The organism is Roseobacter sinensis, from assembly GCF_025755255.1.
Lineage (GTDB): Bacteria > Pseudomonadota > Alphaproteobacteria > Rhodobacterales > Rhodobacteraceae > Roseobacter > Roseobacter sinensis.
The window spans coordinates 392,812-407,711 of the sequence record NZ_JALIEB010000001.1 but is presented as its reverse complement, the minus strand read 5'-3'; the positions used below and the strand labels follow the sequence as shown (position 1 = coordinate 407,711).

Genomic DNA, 14,900 nt, shown 5'->3' with positions numbered 1-14,900 from the left:
CTTCGGCTTTGTGCTGGATCACTTCTGGCAGCCTTTCGCCTGCGGTTCGACCGCCAGACGCGATGGTCTATGGTTCAACGAACAGCCGAAGCGATAGAGTTGGTGATAAGGACAAAAGCATGACTTTTCTTGGTATCCGCACAGCCTCCGGCGGAACGATGGCACTGCTGCTGGCAGGTGCTGCACAGGCCGATGTGACGGCGCAGGACGTCTGGGCGGACTGGCAGGACTACATGACCGCCGTTGGCTACGAGATGACGGCAACCGAGACCCAATCGGGCGACACGCTGACCGTCGAGGCGATCGAGATGACGGCGCCGGATCTGGGCGACGGCAGCTCCATGGTGATGCGCTTGGGCCAGTTGGAGTTCCGCGAGAACGGGGACGGTTCGGTCAACGTGATCTATCCCGACACGACGGCCTTGGAGATCGAACTGAGGGATCCGTCGGCCTCTGACGTCGATCTCGATATGGAGGTGCGCACAACCGGCATGGACATGGTCGTGACCGGTGTGCCCACAGACATGACGAACACCTATGCCGCCGAGCGCATCGAGATGGTGCTGACCGGCCTGACCGTCGATGGCGAAGAGATCAGCGCCGAGGACGCAGCGGGGCGCCTTGTGCTCGACGGGCTCTCGGGCACCACCCAGTCGACCGTTGGCGGCAAGCGGGTTTACGACCAGCGCGCTCTGGCCGATACGGTATCCTACGACGTGCGCTTCAAGGACCCTGACGGTACCGGCGATCTCGATCTGAGCAGCAGCATCGACGGGCTGAATTTTGCCGGCAGCAGTGCCCTGCCTTTGGCGGTTGTGCGGGCCACCGACATGTCGGCTCTGATCGCGGCGGGAATGACTGCAAACGGCACCTTTGGCTATACCGGCGGCAGCTCCGAGATCAGCGTTGTCGAAAACGGCGCGCCGGCGTTCACCGCTCAGACCTCCTCGACCGGCGGTACGCTCAACGTGACCATGGGCGCCGATGGACTTGAATACTCGGGCGATCAGAACGACTTGAAACTGGCGATGTCCGGCAGCCAGCTGCCACTGCCGCTGGAACTCGATATGGAGACTGCGCGCTTCAACCTCGCCATGCCCCTGCAGACGTCGGAGGAGGTGCAGGACTTCGCCCTGGGGTTTGCCTTCAACGAGTTTTCCATCTCCGAAGCGCTCTGGTCGATCTTCGATCCCGGCCAACAGCTGCCGCGCGACCCTGCGACCGTCGTGCTCGACCTGGCGGGCAAGGCGCGGCTGCTCTTCGATTTCCTGGACCCCTCCGCTGCAGACGCCGTCACGGGGCCTGACTTTGTCATGGGAGAAGTCGATTCGGTTGACATCAATCGGTTGCAGGTCAGCGTCGCTGGCGCGGAATTGACGGGCGAAGGGGCCTTTACCCTCGACAACTCCGCAGAGTTCGGCCCACCGAAAGCTGTCGGGGCGGCCGACCTCAAGCTGGTTGGTGGCAACATGCTGATCGACACGCTGGTCAATATCGGGCTGCTGCCCGAAGATCAGGCGATGGGGGCCCGCATGATGATGGGCCTCCTGGCGGTGCCGGGTGATGCGCCGGACACGTTGACCTCGAAGATCGAGATCAACAAGGAAGGGCATATCATGGCCAACGGTCAGCGCATCCAGTAGCCGGCCAACTCCATGCAGATTGGCACGATAAGGGGCGCCGCTGCGCCCCTTTTTGCGCTGGCGCCTTGCAGGAGGCCCATGACCCCGCTACCTCACGGGGAACTGAATTGGAGCGACCTGCATGACACTCTCCCTCGCGGACCTGACCGAACAGATGCTCGATGCGGCCCGCAGCGCCGGAGCTGACGCCGCAGATGCGGTGGCGGTCGAGGGCACATCCCTCGACATCGACGTGCGTGCCGGCGTTTTGGAACAGGCTGAACGGGCCGAAGCCATCGACCTTGGCCTGCGCGTCTTCGTGGGCCAGCGCAGCGCGACTGTTTCGGCCTCCGACACACGGGGCTCGACCCTGGCGGAGATGGCCGTCCGCGCCGTGGCCATGGCGAAGGAGGCGCCGGAGGATCCGCACGCCGGTCTCGCCGCGCCCGAGCAACTCGCTAAGGACCTCGATTCGAGCGCACTTGAGTTATACGACCCCAGCGCCGAACCCTCGCCGGAAGAGCTGCAGGAGGACGCGCAGGCGGCGGAAGCCGCCGCCTTGGAGAACGGGGAGATCACCCAGGTGCAATCGGCCTCCGCGGGGTATTCTGCGCAGCACATGCACCTTGCGGCCACAAACGGGTTCTCCGCGGGCTACCGGCGGACCCGGCGCGCGCTGTCCTGCGTGGCCATCGCCGGAAGCGGCAGCGCGATGGAGCGGGATGTCGATGGGGACAGCCGGACTTTCCAATCCGATCTGCGCGACCCGCACGAGATCGGCACCCGGGCAGCCGAACGCGCCGTCGAGCGGCTCGGCGCGCGCAAACCGCCCACGGGCAGCTACCCGGTGCTCTTCGACGAACGCGTGGCCGCGACCCTGATCGGTCACCTTCTGGTCGCGGCGAACGGCGCCTCTATCGCGCGCGGCGCGTCCTGGCTGCGCGATGCCAAGGGCGAAGCCGTGCTGCCCGCACATCTGTCTCTGCTGGAAGACCCGCACCGCCCGCGGGTTGCCGCGTCGCGCCTCTTTGATGCAGAAGGGTTACCGACCCAACCGCGCCGTATCGTGGACATGGGCGTGCTCACCGGCTGGACGCTGGATCTTGCCACTGGCCGCAAGCTTGGGATGGCGTCCACCGCAAACGCCGGGCGTGGCACGTCATCCGGCCCCTCGCCCACCACCTGGAACGTCACGCTGACCGAAGGAGAGGCGTCCCGCGACGATCTGATCCGCGATATGGGCACCGGGCTTCTGGTGACCTCGATGATCGGCTCGACAATCAACCCGAACACGGGCGATTATTCCCGCGGGGCGGCGGGCCATTGGGTCGAGAATGGCGAGATCACCCATGCGATCAACGAATGCACCATCGCTGGCAACCTGCGCGACATGCTGCGCAGTATCGTGCCCGCGAATGATGCGCGCCCGCACCTCAGCCGCGTGGTGCCGTCGCTGCTGGTCTCGGGAATGACCCTTGCAGGAAACTGACCTTGCCCTGATCACCGATGCGATCCGGCTGGCGGGCCGCGTGGCGACGGGCTTCGCCGGCAAGACCGCCCAGAGCTGGGACAAGCCCGGCAACGCCGGACCGGTGACCGAGGCGGATCTCGCCGTGAACCGCGCTCTTGAGACCGCCCTGCGCAGTGCCCGGCCCGACTACGGCTGGCTGTCGGAGGAAAGCGAAGACGGACCGGACCGTCTTGATCAGGAGACTCTGTTTATCGTCGATCCCATCGACGGGACTCGCAGCTTCGTCGAAGGCTCGCGCACATGGGCGCATTCGGTCGCCGTTTCGCATGGCGGCCGGATCACGGCGGCGGCCGTCTATCTGCCACTGCGCGACAAACTCTATACTGCCGCGTTGGGTGAGGGCGCGTTCTGCAACGGCGCGCGGCTGACAGCCTCGGATGTGGCGCATCTGCCCACGGCCGATGTGCTGGCCGCGAAGCCGGTCATGGAGCCGCGCCACTGGGCCGCGGGCGAGCCCGGGTTTCGACGGGCGCATCGCCCATCGCTTGCTTATCGGTTGGGCCTGGTGGCCGAGGCGCGGTTCGACGCGATGCTGACCTTCCGGCCCAGCTGGGAGTGGGACATCGCCGCCGGTGCGCTGATCGTGACAGAGGCAGGCGGTGTCTGTACCGACAAGTCCGGCGCGCCGCTGCGCTTCAACAATGCGACACCGCAGCTCAATGGCGTGATTGCTGCAGGACCGAAACTGCATGCTGAGGTGCTTGCAGCGCTCGCCCCCGACGCGGCTTGACCCCGGCTGCGAGACACGCGACATTCCGCCAACTCTCCGCATCAAAGGACAAGACCCATGACGCAACGGCTGCATCTCGTCTTCGGAGGCGAATTGGTCGACCCAACCCGCAATACGTTCAAGAATGTGGACGATATCCACATCGTGGGCATCTTCCCGAACTATGACGCGGCGTTCAACGCATGGAAATCCGAGGCGCAGCGGACGGTGGACAACGCCCATATGCGCTATTTCATAGCGCATCTGCACCGCTTGCGGGATGAGGAGACAGAGGCATCGGCGACCGAAGAGCTGGGCTAAGAGGCCATGGGCCGCTCCTTCAGCATGGCGGCGTATCGTGCGTTGTCGCGCCGATCGGCGGACCGGGCCTTCACCCCCTCGGGTCCGCGCCCGCAGGCCGAACTGGTCTGGCTGCACGCCGCCGAGGCAAGCAACCTGCTGGCCCTGCAGGATCTGGCCCAAAGGCTCTGCGTGGCGCGGGACGGGCTGCGGGTGCTGATCACCCTGCCGGATCGCAACAGCCTTGACGCAGCCAGGACCGCGAGCCCGGCGCGCGAGCCGCTGCATCTGGATGAGCTGCCCTCGGAACACCCTGCGGCGGTGGATCGGTTTCTGGATCATTGGGCGCCCGACATGTGTATCTGGGCCTGGGGCGGGCTGCGTCCGATCCTCGTGCAGGAAACACAGCGCAAGGGCTGCCCGATGGTGCTCATCGACGCGGACACCGGCGGGTTTGACGGCCGGAGGGACCGCTGGCTGCCGGATCTGACCCGCGAACTCCTGTCCGAGTTCGTCGCGCTCATGGCCCGGTCGACCCAGGCCGCGTCCCGGCTGCAACAGCTCGGGCTGCGGCGGTCCGAGATCGAGGTCACACCGCCCTTACAGGCGGGCGGACAGGCGTTGCCCTGCGACGACACCGATCTCGCCGAGATGACCAAGACGCTGGGGGGGCGTCCCGTCTGGCTGGCGACTGCTGTGCGCGCGGAAGAAACGGATATGATCTTTGCCGCCCATCGCCATGCGCTGCGCTTTTCGCACAGGCTGTTGCTGATCCTCCAGCCCGCCGTGCGCGACCAGGCCGGGGTGATGTCGGAGAAGGCCGCGCTTGAAGGGTTTCGGGTCAGCGACTGGTCCGCGCCCGGCGAGCCGAACGAGACCACGCAAGTGATGGTGGCCGAGGATGCGGATGATCTTGGCCTCTTCTACCGCCTCGCGCCCGTGTCGTTTCTCGGCAGTTCACTGGTGCCCGGCCACGGTGGCGGCAACCCCTTCGAAGCGGCAGCACTGGGATCGGCGGTGCTTTATGGCCCGAACGTTCGCCGGTACCTGCCGTTTTACAGCCGGCTGGCCAATGCCGGCGCCGCACGGATCGTGAAAGACGCCCAGACGCTGGGCTCGGCCGTGACCCGGCTCATCGCGCCGGACCAAGCCGCCGCGATGGCTCACGCGGGGTGGGACGTGATCAGCCAGGGCGCAGAGCTGACCGACCGGGTGATCGAGCTCGTCGAAGAGACGCTGGACACCCGGTTGGAGCAGAAGAATGCGCGCGCCTGACTTCTGGTTCAAGTCACCGCAACGCCCCGGGGTGATGGCGCGGCTGCTTGCGCCGCTCGGCTGGCTTTATGCCCGCGCGACCGCCCGCCGCCTCGCGAGCACGCAACCGGACAGGCTTGGGGTGCCGGTCATCTGCGTGGGCAACATCAACGCGGGTGGCACCGGCAAGACACCCACCGTCATGGCAGTGGTCGAGCGGCTCTCTGGGGCCTTTCACAGGCCACATGTGGTCACGCGCGGCTATGGCGGGCGCCTGACCGGGCCGGTTCAGGTCGACCCCGCGCGCCACAGCGCTGCGGATGTGGGCGACGAGCCGCTGTTGCTCGCCGCCTTCGCCGAGGTCTGGGTGGCCGAGGACCGCGCAGCAGGGGGGCGGGCCGCCGAGGCCGCGGGGGCGAGCGTGGTGGTTCTGGACGACGGGTTTCAAAACCCTGCGCTGCACAAGGATCTCAGCATCGTGGTCGTGGATGCGGAACGCGGCTTCGGCAACGGGCGCTGCCTGCCCGCGGGCCCGCTGCGCGAGCCGGTCTCGGTGGGTCTTGCCCGCGCGGATGTGCTGCTCACGCTGGGCGATGCCGCGACCCAGGCGCAATTCCAGGCACCGACGGCACTGCAAGTCCCGCGTGTCGCGGCCAGGTTGAGCCCGCTTCAGACCGGCATGGACTGGGCCGACACACGGGTTGTCGCCTTCGCGGGCATCGGCCATCCGGAGAAGTTCTTTGCCACGCTGCGGTCGCTCGGCGCCGATCTCGTACATGCCGAAGCGCTTGAGGATCACCAGCCGCTCACCCCCGCACTGATGGCCCGGCTGGATGCGGATGCGAAGGCACGCGGGGCGCAGCTTGTCACCACCGAAAAGGATGCGGTGCGGCTGCCCGCCACCTACCGCACCAAGGTGATCACCCTGCCCGTACGGCTCACCTTTGAGGACACGCCGAACGCCCTGTTCGACACGCTCGATGCCCTGCCCACGCCCTAAAGCAGTGCGCCATACACCTTAGTCACCCAATGGTGCCTGATTTCCATGAAATCAACGCAATAGGTGAATCACCCTGTTTCAGGTGAAAGACGAAAAGCTCCAGTTTCGTCCTTTCGGCCACGAGCTGGATTCTCCAGACTCGACTGTCAACCGCAGGGTTTGGCAGCCCGTTCGCAGGACCTCACTCGGCGGCCGCGTCGATCAGCTCGGCCATCTCGGCATAGGACATGTTCGAGTACTTCTGGCCGTTGATCACGAAGCTGGGCGTGCTATCGATGCCATGCTCCTCGGCATTTTCCTGATACCACGCGACCAGGGTCCGGGCGTTGTCGCCATCCTGCAGGCAGGCTTCCATCTTCTCGGCATCCAGCCCCGCCAGCGCACCGATCTTGCGCAGCTCGCCGACAATCTCGGTCGGATCGCCCGCACGGGCCCAGGTCGATTGCTGCTGATAGATCAGATCGGTCATCCCGAAGAAGCTCTGGGGCGTGCCTGCGCAGCGCGCGATCATCGACGCCCAGAGACCATAACGGTCGAAGTAGACCTCGCGGTAGACGAAGTTGATCTTGCCGGTATCGATGTAATCGGCCTTGAGCTGCTTGTAAGGCCCGGAGTGGAACGTCGCACAATGCGGGCAGGTGAAGGACGCATATTCGATCACTGTAACCGGCGCATCTGGGTTGCCAAGGCGCATCTCGGCAATCGTGGAGGTGTCGATCTCGGCCTCGGTGCCCTGCGCATGGGCAGCGCCCAGCGGATCTGCAGGCGACACCGATGTGGATGACCCCGGCGAGGTGACAAAATACGCCCCCACCCCGAGCACGGCCACAGCGGCGGAGATGATCATCAGTCGTGACATCAGAGTTTCCCTTTCAGCGGTTTGTTCTGGTCAGTATGTTTTCGGCCAGGCGCGTCAGCGCGTCGCGCAGCCCTGCGTCCTGCACCGGTTCTGCGGTCTGTTGCGCCTTGCGGCGAATGTCGGGATGGACCGCAGCGTCGTCCTTGACTGGCTTTGCGGGTGCGAAGGCGACCTGACCTTCGGCAAATCCGGTTGCGGCCGTCTGCGTGATCCGGATGCGCGCGATCGCATTGTAGCCGTAAACGGCGTTGACCTTCGCGCGCAGCTTTTCCTTCTGCATCTCCAGCATCGGAGCCTGCGGGCCGGTGGTCAGCAGTGTGAGCGTCGCCCCCATGCCGGCGCGTCCGTAGCTCACATCAACCGGGCGGGCGACGGCCGCCACATCTTCGCCGATGACCTCGGCCCAGTGGGTCAGAAGACGGCTTTGCGCGAATCCCCGGCGTTCCGACGCGGCCTTGATCCGGCCCGTCAGCAGGCTGCCGGTGCGGGTAAATCCTTTTGTACTGGCGCGTCTTGGCGGCATCGCTATCATTCCGTGAACCCGTTGCGACAGCATAGCCTGTCCAACAGCCGCCAACCAGCCAAAGCAGAAGGGGACCCATAAACATTGCGTGACCTGACCGATGCTCCCAAGGATTTGAACGCCGCGCTCCTGGATTGGTACGATGTGCATGCCCGCAAAATGCCGTGGCGCGTCTCGCCCGAGGCCCGAAAGGCGGGCGAGAGGCCCGATCCCTACCGCGTCTGGATGTCCGAAGTCATGCTCCAGCAGACGACGGTCGCCGCAGTCAGGGACTACTTTCACCGGTTCACCTCGCGTTGGCCGACGGTGCGCGATCTCGCGGCGGCGGAGGACGCGGAGGTCATGGGCGAGTGGGCTGGATTGGGTTACTACGCGCGCGCCCGCAACCTTCTGAAGTGCGCACGCACCGTGGTGGCGGACCATGACGGCCGGTTCCCGGCCGATCACGCAGCACTACTCAAACTGCCGGGCATCGGCCCTTACACGGCGGCGGCCATTGCCTCCATCGCCTTCGATCTCCGCCATACCGTACTTGACGGGAATGTCGAACGGGTCATGGCGCGCCTGCATGATGTTCATGCGCCGCTTCCTGCGGTCAAACCCGATCTCATGGCGCTGGCAGAGATACTCACGCCCACCGAACGACCGGGCGACTATGCGCAGGCGGTGATGGACCTGGGCGCCACCATCTGCACGCCGAAGTCGCCTGCCTGCGGGATCTGTCCGTGGCGGGCGCCGTGTCGCGCGCGCGCGCGCGGCACGGCGCCCGACCTGCCGCGGAAAACGCCCAAGAAAGCCAAGCCGACGCGACAAGGCATCGTCTTCATCGGGCAACGCACGGACGGCGCCTGGCTGCTCGAAACCCGCCCCGAGACCGGCCTTCTGGGCGGGATGCTCGGCTGGCCCGGCTCAGAGTGGGTCGACAGCGGCTCGGCCCTCTCCGAGACGGGTGCGCCTGCCGAAGCCCCCTGGGACGCGCTGCCGGCCGAGGTGCGCCACACCTTCACCCACTTCCACCTGATCCTCGAAGTCCGCGTGGCGCGGCTCGACAGCGCGGTGACTCCGACCCGCGGCACCTTCGTGCCCGCCCAGGGCTTTCGCCCAAGCGACCTGCCGACCGTCATGCGCAAGGCCTTTGATCTGGCGCGGGCGCACTTCTAGTGCCAAGATCCGACCGCGCGCTCCTCGCCTGCGCAGCGCGCAACGTCACACTTGGCCGAAACCGATGTGCTGCGATATGACGGGCCCATGGCACAACAGCCCACAGTCCCCCTCGCCGATCTGGTCCGCCCGACGCGGGCCGCGCCTTTCTGGGTGTCGCTGCTTCTGGTACCCGTGGCCTGGGTCGGCGCGACCCAAGGCGGCTGGACGGTGGCTCTGCTCCCTGTGCTCACCTGGTTTCTCTTCTCCGCGCTCGATGCGCTGTTCGGCCATGACACCAGCAACGCCGATCCGCAGACCGACGCGCAGCACCTCTTCTGGTATCGTGCCATCACGCTGATCTGGGCGCCGGTGCAGTTCTGCCTGCTCTTCAGCCTGATCTGGTACGTCCCGCAGGCCGAGCATCTGGGCACCGCAGAGCGCATCGGCCTTTTCTTCGGTGTCGGCGTGATCACCGGCACCATCGGCATCAACTACAGCCACGAGCTGATGCACCAGAAAAACAAGACCGAGCGCTGGATGGCGGACATCCTGCTCGCCATGGTGCTCTATTCACATTTCCGGTCCGAGCATCTGCTCGTGCATCACCGGTATGTCGGCACGCCCAAGGACGCGGTGACCGCGCGCTACAACGAAGGCTTTCACCGGTTCTACCCGCGCGTGCTGTGGCAATCGCTGCGCTCGGCCTTCATGGCCGAGAAACAGATGCTCGCGCGCAAGGGCTTGCCTTGGCACCACCGCTCCAACCCCTTTGTCCGGTACTGGGCGCTGCAAGGGGGGATGCTGGCCCTGGCGCTCATGCTCGGCGGCTGGTCGGGGCTCGTGCTCTTCCTGATCCAGGCCGGCACAGCGATCTGGCAGCTCGAGCTCGTGAACTACATCGAGCACTACGGCCTGACCCGCGCACACCTAGGCGACGGAAAATACGAACACGTCAAACCCCGGCATTCCTGGAACGCGGATCACCGCGTCTCGAACTGGCTGCTGATCAACCTGCAGCGCCACTCGGATCACCACTTCAAACCCGATCGGCGCTTCCCCGTGCTTCAGACCTATTCAGAGGATGATGCCCCCCAGCTGCCCTACGGCTACCCGGTCATGACGATGGCGGCGATGATGCCGCCGCTCTGGCGCCGCATCATGAATCCGCGTGTGCGGCGCTGGCGCAAGACGTACTACCCAGAGATCACCGACTGGAGCGCCTACAACCGTGCCGAAAACCCGATGCCGCGCTGAAGCGATCACGATATCTTAAGCATTATCTGACTAAAATGCCGCTCAGGTGGAGCTAGGTGAGAGCAGAGAATGCCGCAGCAAAATGCAGCACATCCCATGGGCGCCAAAACGCAGACCTGCCTGATCGTCGAAGACAGCAAGTTCGATCAGGAACGGATCAGGCGGATCATGGACAAGAGTTTCAAGAATGTCTTTGTGGCGGTCGCCGCAACGATCGAAGAAGCGCGCGAACATATGGCGCGCTATCAGACCAGCATCATCCTGCTCGACAACAATCTTCCTGACGGCACGGGCGCCAATTTCGCCCTGGAGCTTTCGGAAAATCCGGAGTTCTCGAAGATTCCGATCGTCATGGTCAGCGATTGGCCGACGCCCTTTATGTTCGACAAGGCCCAATCTGCCGGGGTGATCCATGTGGTGAACAAGTCGGATTTCGGCGCGCGCTACATCCACGCGGCGCTCAATCACAACGCACGGCCCAAACGGGTGAGCTGAGCCGCGGGGCCCGCACGGCTGCGAGGACCCCGCCGCCGCATCAGTTCCGACCCGCCATTACGCCACCATCAACCGGCAGGACCGTTCCGGTGATCCAGGCGGCTTTGTCCGAGGCCAGGAAGAGGATCGCGTCCGCGACATCGCCCGGCTGCCCGTTCCGGCCGAGCGGATGAAAGGCGTTGAACCCTGGCAGGGTCGCGGCAACCTCCTCCTCGGACATGAAGGTGCTGTAGACGGGTGTTTCGACAACCGCTGGCGCCACCGCGTTGATCCGAATGCTGTGATCGGCCAGCTCGAGCGCGAGGTTACGCACCATCTGATGCACGCCGGCGTTGGCCGCAGAGTAAGCCGCCGACGGTGTGGCGCCGATCGCCTGCAAGGCCCACATCGAGCCTGTTTGCACAATCGCCCCGCCGCCGCGCCGGATCATCGACCTGGCCGCCGCCTGCGCCATGAAGAACTTGCCCTTCAGGATCGTGTCGACAAAGGCATCATACTCTGCCTCTGTCTGATCGAGGAAGGGTTTGGGCGCGAAGATGCCTGCATTGTTGATCAGGATGTCGACACCGCCAAAGGCCGCCTCGGCCTGGGCCACGATCCGCACGGCGGTCGACACATCGGCGATGTCACCGGCCACCGCCCTGGCCCCGATCTCTGCCGCTACGCGGTCGAGCTTCACGGCATCGCGCCCGTTGATGACCACATTAGAGCCCGCCTGCGCAAAACGCGCGGCCACCTCCTTGCCGATGCCAGAGGCACCTCCGGTCACAATCACTGTCTTGTTTTCGAACATATGTATCTTCCTACTAGTTGGTTGGTTTAGAGATGAAAATTTTTTACACGACGCGCCGCACCGTCGTTCGGATCGCGGCATCAAAGTCGGCGAGGTCGCCGCTGGCCCGCGCGACCAGCTGCGCGCCTTCCACAACAGCCAGGCAGGCCTGCGCGTCTTCCGCCGGATCGACGACCCCTACGATAGATCCGTCCCTCTGCGCCAATTCGAACAGCCGTTCGAGCCAAGCGAGGCTCTCTGCGTGAAAGCGGTTGATCTGTCGAACCACAGGCGCATCGAAACTGCTGACGCTCACACTGAAGGAGACGCAGAGGCAGACCTGCGCGCCGCCATTCATCGCCGCCTTGTAGCGGGCGAAATATGCAGTCAATTGCGCGCCCGCCGTCGGCTCTGTCCGAGCGATGTCGTCGAGGGACGCCATAAAGCTCTCGCGGTAGCGTATCATCAACTCTGCCGCCAGATCGGCCTTGGTCGGGAAATGGTGATGGATGCTGGCCTTGCGGATACCCACCTCCTTGGAGAGATCCGCATAGCTGAAGGCATCGAACCCACGCTGACGTGCGAGCCGTTCGGCCGACTCGAGAAGGGCGGTCTTCGTATCCATGTCTACCAAGTAGTAGGTAGCCCCCTTAAGATCAAGAAAAAAAACCTCGCCACGATGGGCGAGGTTCAGGTGTGTGCCTTCCAAAGGCAGCCTCGTTCAAAAGGCCACAGGCACCGGCGGTGTTCGGTAAGTCTGTGAGTTAATTCGCCATTTCTGACCGTATCTGCTGACGCAGCACGTCGATGGGGATTTTCTTTCCCTCTTTCTTGAAAGTCCAGTAGGTCCAGCCGTTACAGCTCGGCGCCCCTTCCAGATGTGCCCCCACCTGGTGGATCGACCCCTTCACGTCAGTGCCGATCAGGGTTCCGTCGGCGCGCACCTTGGCGACCTGGCCGCGCGGAGAGTAGAGTTCTTCCCCCGGACGCAGCATCCCGCGCTCGACCAGCTGGCCGAAGGGCACGCGCGGTTCGGACCGTTTCGACGTCGTTACCTGCAAGGCTTCGCGGTCGAACTTACGCACCTTGGCGATCCGCTTCTCCGCCACCTTGCGATAGGCCGCCTCACGTTCGATCCCGATGAACTCACGCCCGAGCATCTTCGCCACGGCGCCCGTCGTGCCGGTTCCGAAGAACGGGTCCAGCACCACATCGCCTGGGTTGGTCGAGCCAACGAGCACCCGGTGCAGCAGCCCTTCCGGTTTCTGCGTCGGGTGGGCCTTCTCGCCCCTCTCATCCTTCAGCCGCTCGTGCCCGTTGCAGATCGGCAGCACCCAGTCCGAGCGCATCTGAATGCCCTCGTTCAGCGCCTTCAGCGCCTCGTAGTTGAACGTGTACTTGCTGTCCTCGGACTTGCCCGCCCAGATCATCGTCTCATGGGCATTGGTGAACCGCTTGCCGCGGAAATTCGGCATCGGGTTCGACTTGCGCCAGACCACGTCATTCAGGATCCAGAAGCCTGCATCCTGAAGCGCGGCGCCGACGCGGAAGATATTGTGATAGCTGCCGATCACCCAGATCGCGCCATCCGGCTTCAGCAGCCGTCGCGCGGCGGCCAGCCAAGCGCGCGTGAACCCGTCATAGGCCTGAAAACTCGAGAACTGGTCCCAGGCGTCATCCACCGCATCGACGCGCGAGTTGTCCGGCCGATGCAGCTCGCCCTTGAGCTGCAGGTTATAGGGCGGATCGGCAAAAATCAGGTCGACGGAGGCCTCGGGCAGAGAGTTCATCGCCGCGACGCAATCGCCGTCCAGAATCGTGTTGAGTGGAAGCGCCGCGGCGCCTTTCGTCTTCGTCATCGGTATCTGCCTCTGTCCCGGTGCGTTCTGCACTCATTGGTTGAGGCCAGAATGAGTCAAAGCCGATTCGCGGTCAAATTCTTTTTTGAATCAAGGCTTTACGATTTTCTCTTGATACAACATATTGTGGACGGGCTTGAACGTACGTCTATGGTGTGGGGTTGGCCCAAGGTTTTGAAGCGCCGAGATGTGGCTTTTCGATCCATAACCCATGTTGGTCTCCCAGCCATAGCCGGGATGCTGTTGCGCCAAATCCACCATCAGCTTGTCGCGCGCGATCTTGGCGACGATCGACGCCGCCGAAATCGACAGACACCGCGTATCTCCTTTCGGGACGGGCAGAGCAGAGATGTTCAGACCATGCGGCACCATGGACCCATCGATCAGCACGTGATCGGCCGCATCGCGCAGCCCGGCAAGCGCACGGCGCATCGCGATATGGCTGGCCCGCAGGATATTGTGCTGTTCGATTTCCTCGACCGACGCATGCGCCACCGAGACTTCGGCGCAGGCCATCAGTTGCTGGGCCAGAAGCTCGCGCTTCTTGATCGACAGCTGCTTGGAATCGTTCAAGCCTTCGGGAATGCAGGTAGGGTCCAGGACCACCGCCGCCGCGGTCACCGGCCCGGCCAGGGGCCCGCGCCCAACCTCATCGACACCGGCGACCCGGTGGAAACCCTGCGCGTAGGCTGCACGTTCGAATTCGAAATTCGGCTCCATCCTTCCGTGATCCGACGAACTGTCCGGGCATACAAGACCAATGTTTCTTCTGGCCAAAAATATCCCCGCCGGAGGCAAGAAAACACGCGCTCCCGTCAGGGAGCGCGCAGCACTGATTAAGAAAAAAGAAGGGAGCGCCCGAACACCCCCTTCGAGGTCAAGACCGGTTCAGGGGAGCCCACCGGTCTTGCATCGGCCCATTTTCAGTTACGGGCCAATTTATATCCCGAGCGGCTGAGGCAGCGCGCCTCATACCCCCGGCGAGTCCAGTCCTCGCCACGGAAGCGCACGGCGCATTTCTGCGGCAGGCGGTTGACGTCGCGGTAGCTGCGCTCGAGGCATCGTTGCGAGAAGTACCGCACGCGCCCGTCCCAGGTCTGGACGGAGCGGAGGCAGTCCCCCGGCAGCAATCTGCGATTGGCGCGTTGCGGCAGCGGGCGGGGTTTCAGATCGATGACCCGCCCATTGGGATACCGGTAGCCATCATTCAGATGCCGGGTGACGGTCTGCTGCTCATTCTTGCGCTTGTTGCGGTCGTGAATCACCTTGCCGACGATGGCGATCCCGGCGATGGCGGCCAGAGCTCGAAGTGCATCGTTGTCCGCGCGGGCCGGCGCGCTGCCGATGGCGGTCACCGCAAGCGCGGCTGCGACGATTGTGGCAATGAACTTGCGATGCATGGGTCGGTCCTTTTCTGTTCGGCGGGCCGCCTTTGCAAACCAAGTCATGCGGTCCGGGCGGCCTTGTCCTGATCAACCTGGGGCCACCCCCGCCGGACAGGCAATATCAGCCGGTGGTTATCGGATAACACGCGCGCCAAACCCCTTTTGTTATTGAATATCTCGGCCCTCGCGCGCAG

Annotated in this window: 16 protein-coding genes; 9 read left to right on the top strand and 7 right to left on the bottom strand. The window is 64.3% G+C overall.

The window, feature by feature from the left end:
* The first annotated feature begins 119 nt into the window (after positions 1 to 119).
* The 6 genes from MUB52_RS02045 to lpxK all read left to right on the top strand — a co-directional run bounded on the left by MUB52_RS02045 (position 120) and on the right by lpxK (position 6,416).
* Positions 120 to 1,643 carry a DUF2125 domain-containing protein gene (locus MUB52_RS02045; protein WP_263842514.1) on the top strand — a complete coding sequence of 508 codons (1,524 nt, stop codon included), beginning with the start codon at positions 120 to 122 and terminating at the stop codon, positions 1,641 to 1,643.
* A gap of 121 nt (positions 1,644 to 1,764) precedes the next feature.
* Positions 1,765 to 3,111 carry a TldD/PmbA family protein gene (locus tag MUB52_RS02040; protein WP_263842513.1) on the top strand — a complete coding sequence of 449 codons (1,347 nt, stop codon included), beginning with the start codon at positions 1,765 to 1,767 and terminating at the stop codon, positions 3,109 to 3,111.
* On the top strand, positions 3,098 to 3,883 hold the full coding sequence (locus MUB52_RS02035) for an inositol monophosphatase family protein (protein WP_263842512.1): 786 nt from the start codon (positions 3,098 to 3,100) through the stop codon (positions 3,881 to 3,883). Before MUB52_RS02040 ends, MUB52_RS02035 begins: the two co-directional genes overlap by 14 nt.
* Positions 3,884 to 3,940: 57 nt before the next feature.
* The gene (locus MUB52_RS02030; RefSeq protein ID WP_263842511.1) at positions 3,941 to 4,183 is read left to right on the top strand and encodes a DUF4170 domain-containing protein; all 243 of its coding nucleotides are present in this window, start codon (positions 3,941 to 3,943) and stop codon (positions 4,181 to 4,183) included.
* Positions 4,184 to 4,189: 6 nt separating this feature from the next.
* The gene (locus MUB52_RS02025; protein ID WP_263842510.1) at positions 4,190 to 5,437 is read left to right on the top strand and encodes a 3-deoxy-D-manno-octulosonic acid transferase; all 1,248 of its coding nucleotides are present in this window, start codon (positions 4,190 to 4,192) and stop codon (positions 5,435 to 5,437) included.
* Entirely contained in the window at positions 5,424 to 6,416 is a 993-nt protein-coding gene (gene lpxK / locus MUB52_RS02020) for a tetraacyldisaccharide 4'-kinase (protein ID WP_263842509.1), read from the top strand. Before MUB52_RS02025 ends, lpxK begins: the two co-directional genes overlap by 14 nt.
* Positions 6,417 to 6,597: 181 nt before the next feature.
* Here the strand turns inward: lpxK and MUB52_RS02015 are convergent, their stop codons facing one another.
* On the bottom strand, positions 6,598 to 7,275 hold the full coding sequence (locus MUB52_RS02015) for a DsbA family protein (RefSeq protein WP_263842508.1): 678 nt from the start codon (positions 7,273 to 7,275) through the stop codon (positions 6,598 to 6,600).
* 13 nt (positions 7,276 to 7,288) lie between these two features.
* Positions 7,289 to 7,798, bottom strand: a complete 510-nt coding sequence (locus MUB52_RS02010; protein ID WP_263842507.1) for a DUF721 domain-containing protein — start codon at positions 7,796 to 7,798, stop codon at positions 7,289 to 7,291.
* Between the two features lie 84 nt (positions 7,799 to 7,882).
* On the opposite strand from MUB52_RS02010, the gene mutY reads away from it, so the two are divergent.
* From mutY to MUB52_RS01995, 3 genes are all read left to right on the top strand, one after another.
* Positions 7,883 to 8,959, top strand: a complete 1,077-nt coding sequence (gene mutY, locus MUB52_RS02005) for an A/G-specific adenine glycosylase (protein ID WP_263842506.1) — start codon at positions 7,883 to 7,885, stop codon at positions 8,957 to 8,959.
* Positions 8,960 to 9,046: 87 nt separating this feature from the next.
* Complete coding sequence (locus MUB52_RS02000; RefSeq protein ID WP_263842505.1) at positions 9,047 to 10,195, top strand: alkane 1-monooxygenase; 1,149 nt, start codon at positions 9,047 to 9,049, stop codon at positions 10,193 to 10,195.
* Between the two features lie 96 nt (positions 10,196 to 10,291).
* Positions 10,292 to 10,690 (top strand): response regulator, encoded by a 399-nt coding sequence (locus MUB52_RS01995; protein ID WP_263842504.1) that lies wholly within the window; start codon positions 10,292 to 10,294, stop codon positions 10,688 to 10,690.
* Between the two features lie 40 nt (positions 10,691 to 10,730).
* On the opposite strand, the gene MUB52_RS01990 is transcribed toward MUB52_RS01995, so the two are convergent.
* The 5 genes from MUB52_RS01990 to MUB52_RS01970 form a co-directional block, all read right to left on the bottom strand.
* Entirely contained in the window at positions 10,731 to 11,483 is a 753-nt protein-coding gene (locus tag MUB52_RS01990; RefSeq protein WP_263842503.1) for an SDR family NAD(P)-dependent oxidoreductase, read from the bottom strand.
* Between the two features lie 43 nt (positions 11,484 to 11,526).
* Positions 11,527 to 12,087, bottom strand: a complete 561-nt coding sequence (locus MUB52_RS01985) for a TetR/AcrR family transcriptional regulator (protein WP_263842502.1) — start codon at positions 12,085 to 12,087, stop codon at positions 11,527 to 11,529.
* 139 nt (positions 12,088 to 12,226) lie between these two features.
* Positions 12,227 to 13,321 (bottom strand): site-specific DNA-methyltransferase, encoded by a 1,095-nt coding sequence (locus MUB52_RS01980; protein WP_263842501.1) that lies wholly within the window; start codon positions 13,319 to 13,321, stop codon positions 12,227 to 12,229.
* Positions 13,322 to 13,411: 90 nt separating this feature from the next.
* Positions 13,412 to 14,041 carry a ribonuclease HII gene (locus MUB52_RS01975; protein WP_263842500.1) on the bottom strand — a complete coding sequence of 210 codons (630 nt, stop codon included), beginning with the start codon at positions 14,039 to 14,041 and terminating at the stop codon, positions 13,412 to 13,414.
* 203 nt (positions 14,042 to 14,244) lie between these two features.
* Positions 14,245 to 14,721 (bottom strand): hypothetical protein, encoded by a 477-nt coding sequence (locus MUB52_RS01970; RefSeq protein ID WP_263842499.1) that lies wholly within the window; start codon positions 14,719 to 14,721, stop codon positions 14,245 to 14,247.
* Between the last annotated feature and the right edge of the window lie 179 nt (positions 14,722 to 14,900).

Coding starts and splice junctions, on each gene's coding strand:
- MUB52_RS02045 (WP_263842514.1), top strand. CDS start 120: ATGACTTTTCTTGGTATCCGCACAGCCTCCGGCGGAACGATGGCACTG.
- MUB52_RS02040 (WP_263842513.1), top strand. CDS start 1,765: ATGACACTCTCCCTCGCGGACCTGACCGAACAGATGCTCGATGCGGCC.
- MUB52_RS02030 (WP_263842511.1), top strand. CDS start 3,941: ATGACGCAACGGCTGCATCTCGTCTTCGGAGGCGAATTGGTCGACCCA.
- MUB52_RS02025 (WP_263842510.1), top strand. CDS start 4,190: ATGGGCCGCTCCTTCAGCATGGCGGCGTATCGTGCGTTGTCGCGCCGA.
- lpxK (WP_263842509.1), top strand. CDS start 5,424: ATGCGCGCGCCTGACTTCTGGTTCAAGTCACCGCAACGCCCCGGGGTG.
- MUB52_RS02015 (WP_263842508.1), bottom strand. CDS start 7,275: ATGTCACGACTGATGATCATCTCCGCCGCTGTGGCCGTGCTCGGGGTG.
- MUB52_RS02010 (WP_263842507.1), bottom strand. CDS start 7,798: ATGCCGCCAAGACGCGCCAGTACAAAAGGATTTACCCGCACCGGCAGC.
- MUB52_RS02000 (WP_263842505.1), top strand. CDS start 9,047: ATGGCACAACAGCCCACAGTCCCCCTCGCCGATCTGGTCCGCCCGACG.
- MUB52_RS01995 (WP_263842504.1), top strand. CDS start 10,292: ATGGGCGCCAAAACGCAGACCTGCCTGATCGTCGAAGACAGCAAGTTC.
- MUB52_RS01990 (WP_263842503.1), bottom strand. CDS start 11,483: ATGTTCGAAAACAAGACAGTGATTGTGACCGGAGGTGCCTCTGGCATC.
- MUB52_RS01985 (WP_263842502.1), bottom strand. CDS start 12,087: ATGGATACGAAGACCGCCCTTCTCGAGTCGGCCGAACGGCTCGCACGT.
- MUB52_RS01980 (WP_263842501.1), bottom strand. CDS start 13,321: ATGACGAAGACGAAAGGCGCCGCGGCGCTTCCACTCAACACGATTCTG.
- MUB52_RS01975 (WP_263842500.1), bottom strand. CDS start 14,041: ATGGAGCCGAATTTCGAATTCGAACGTGCAGCCTACGCGCAGGGTTTC.
- MUB52_RS01970 (WP_263842499.1), bottom strand. CDS start 14,721: ATGCATCGCAAGTTCATTGCCACAATCGTCGCAGCCGCGCTTGCGGTG.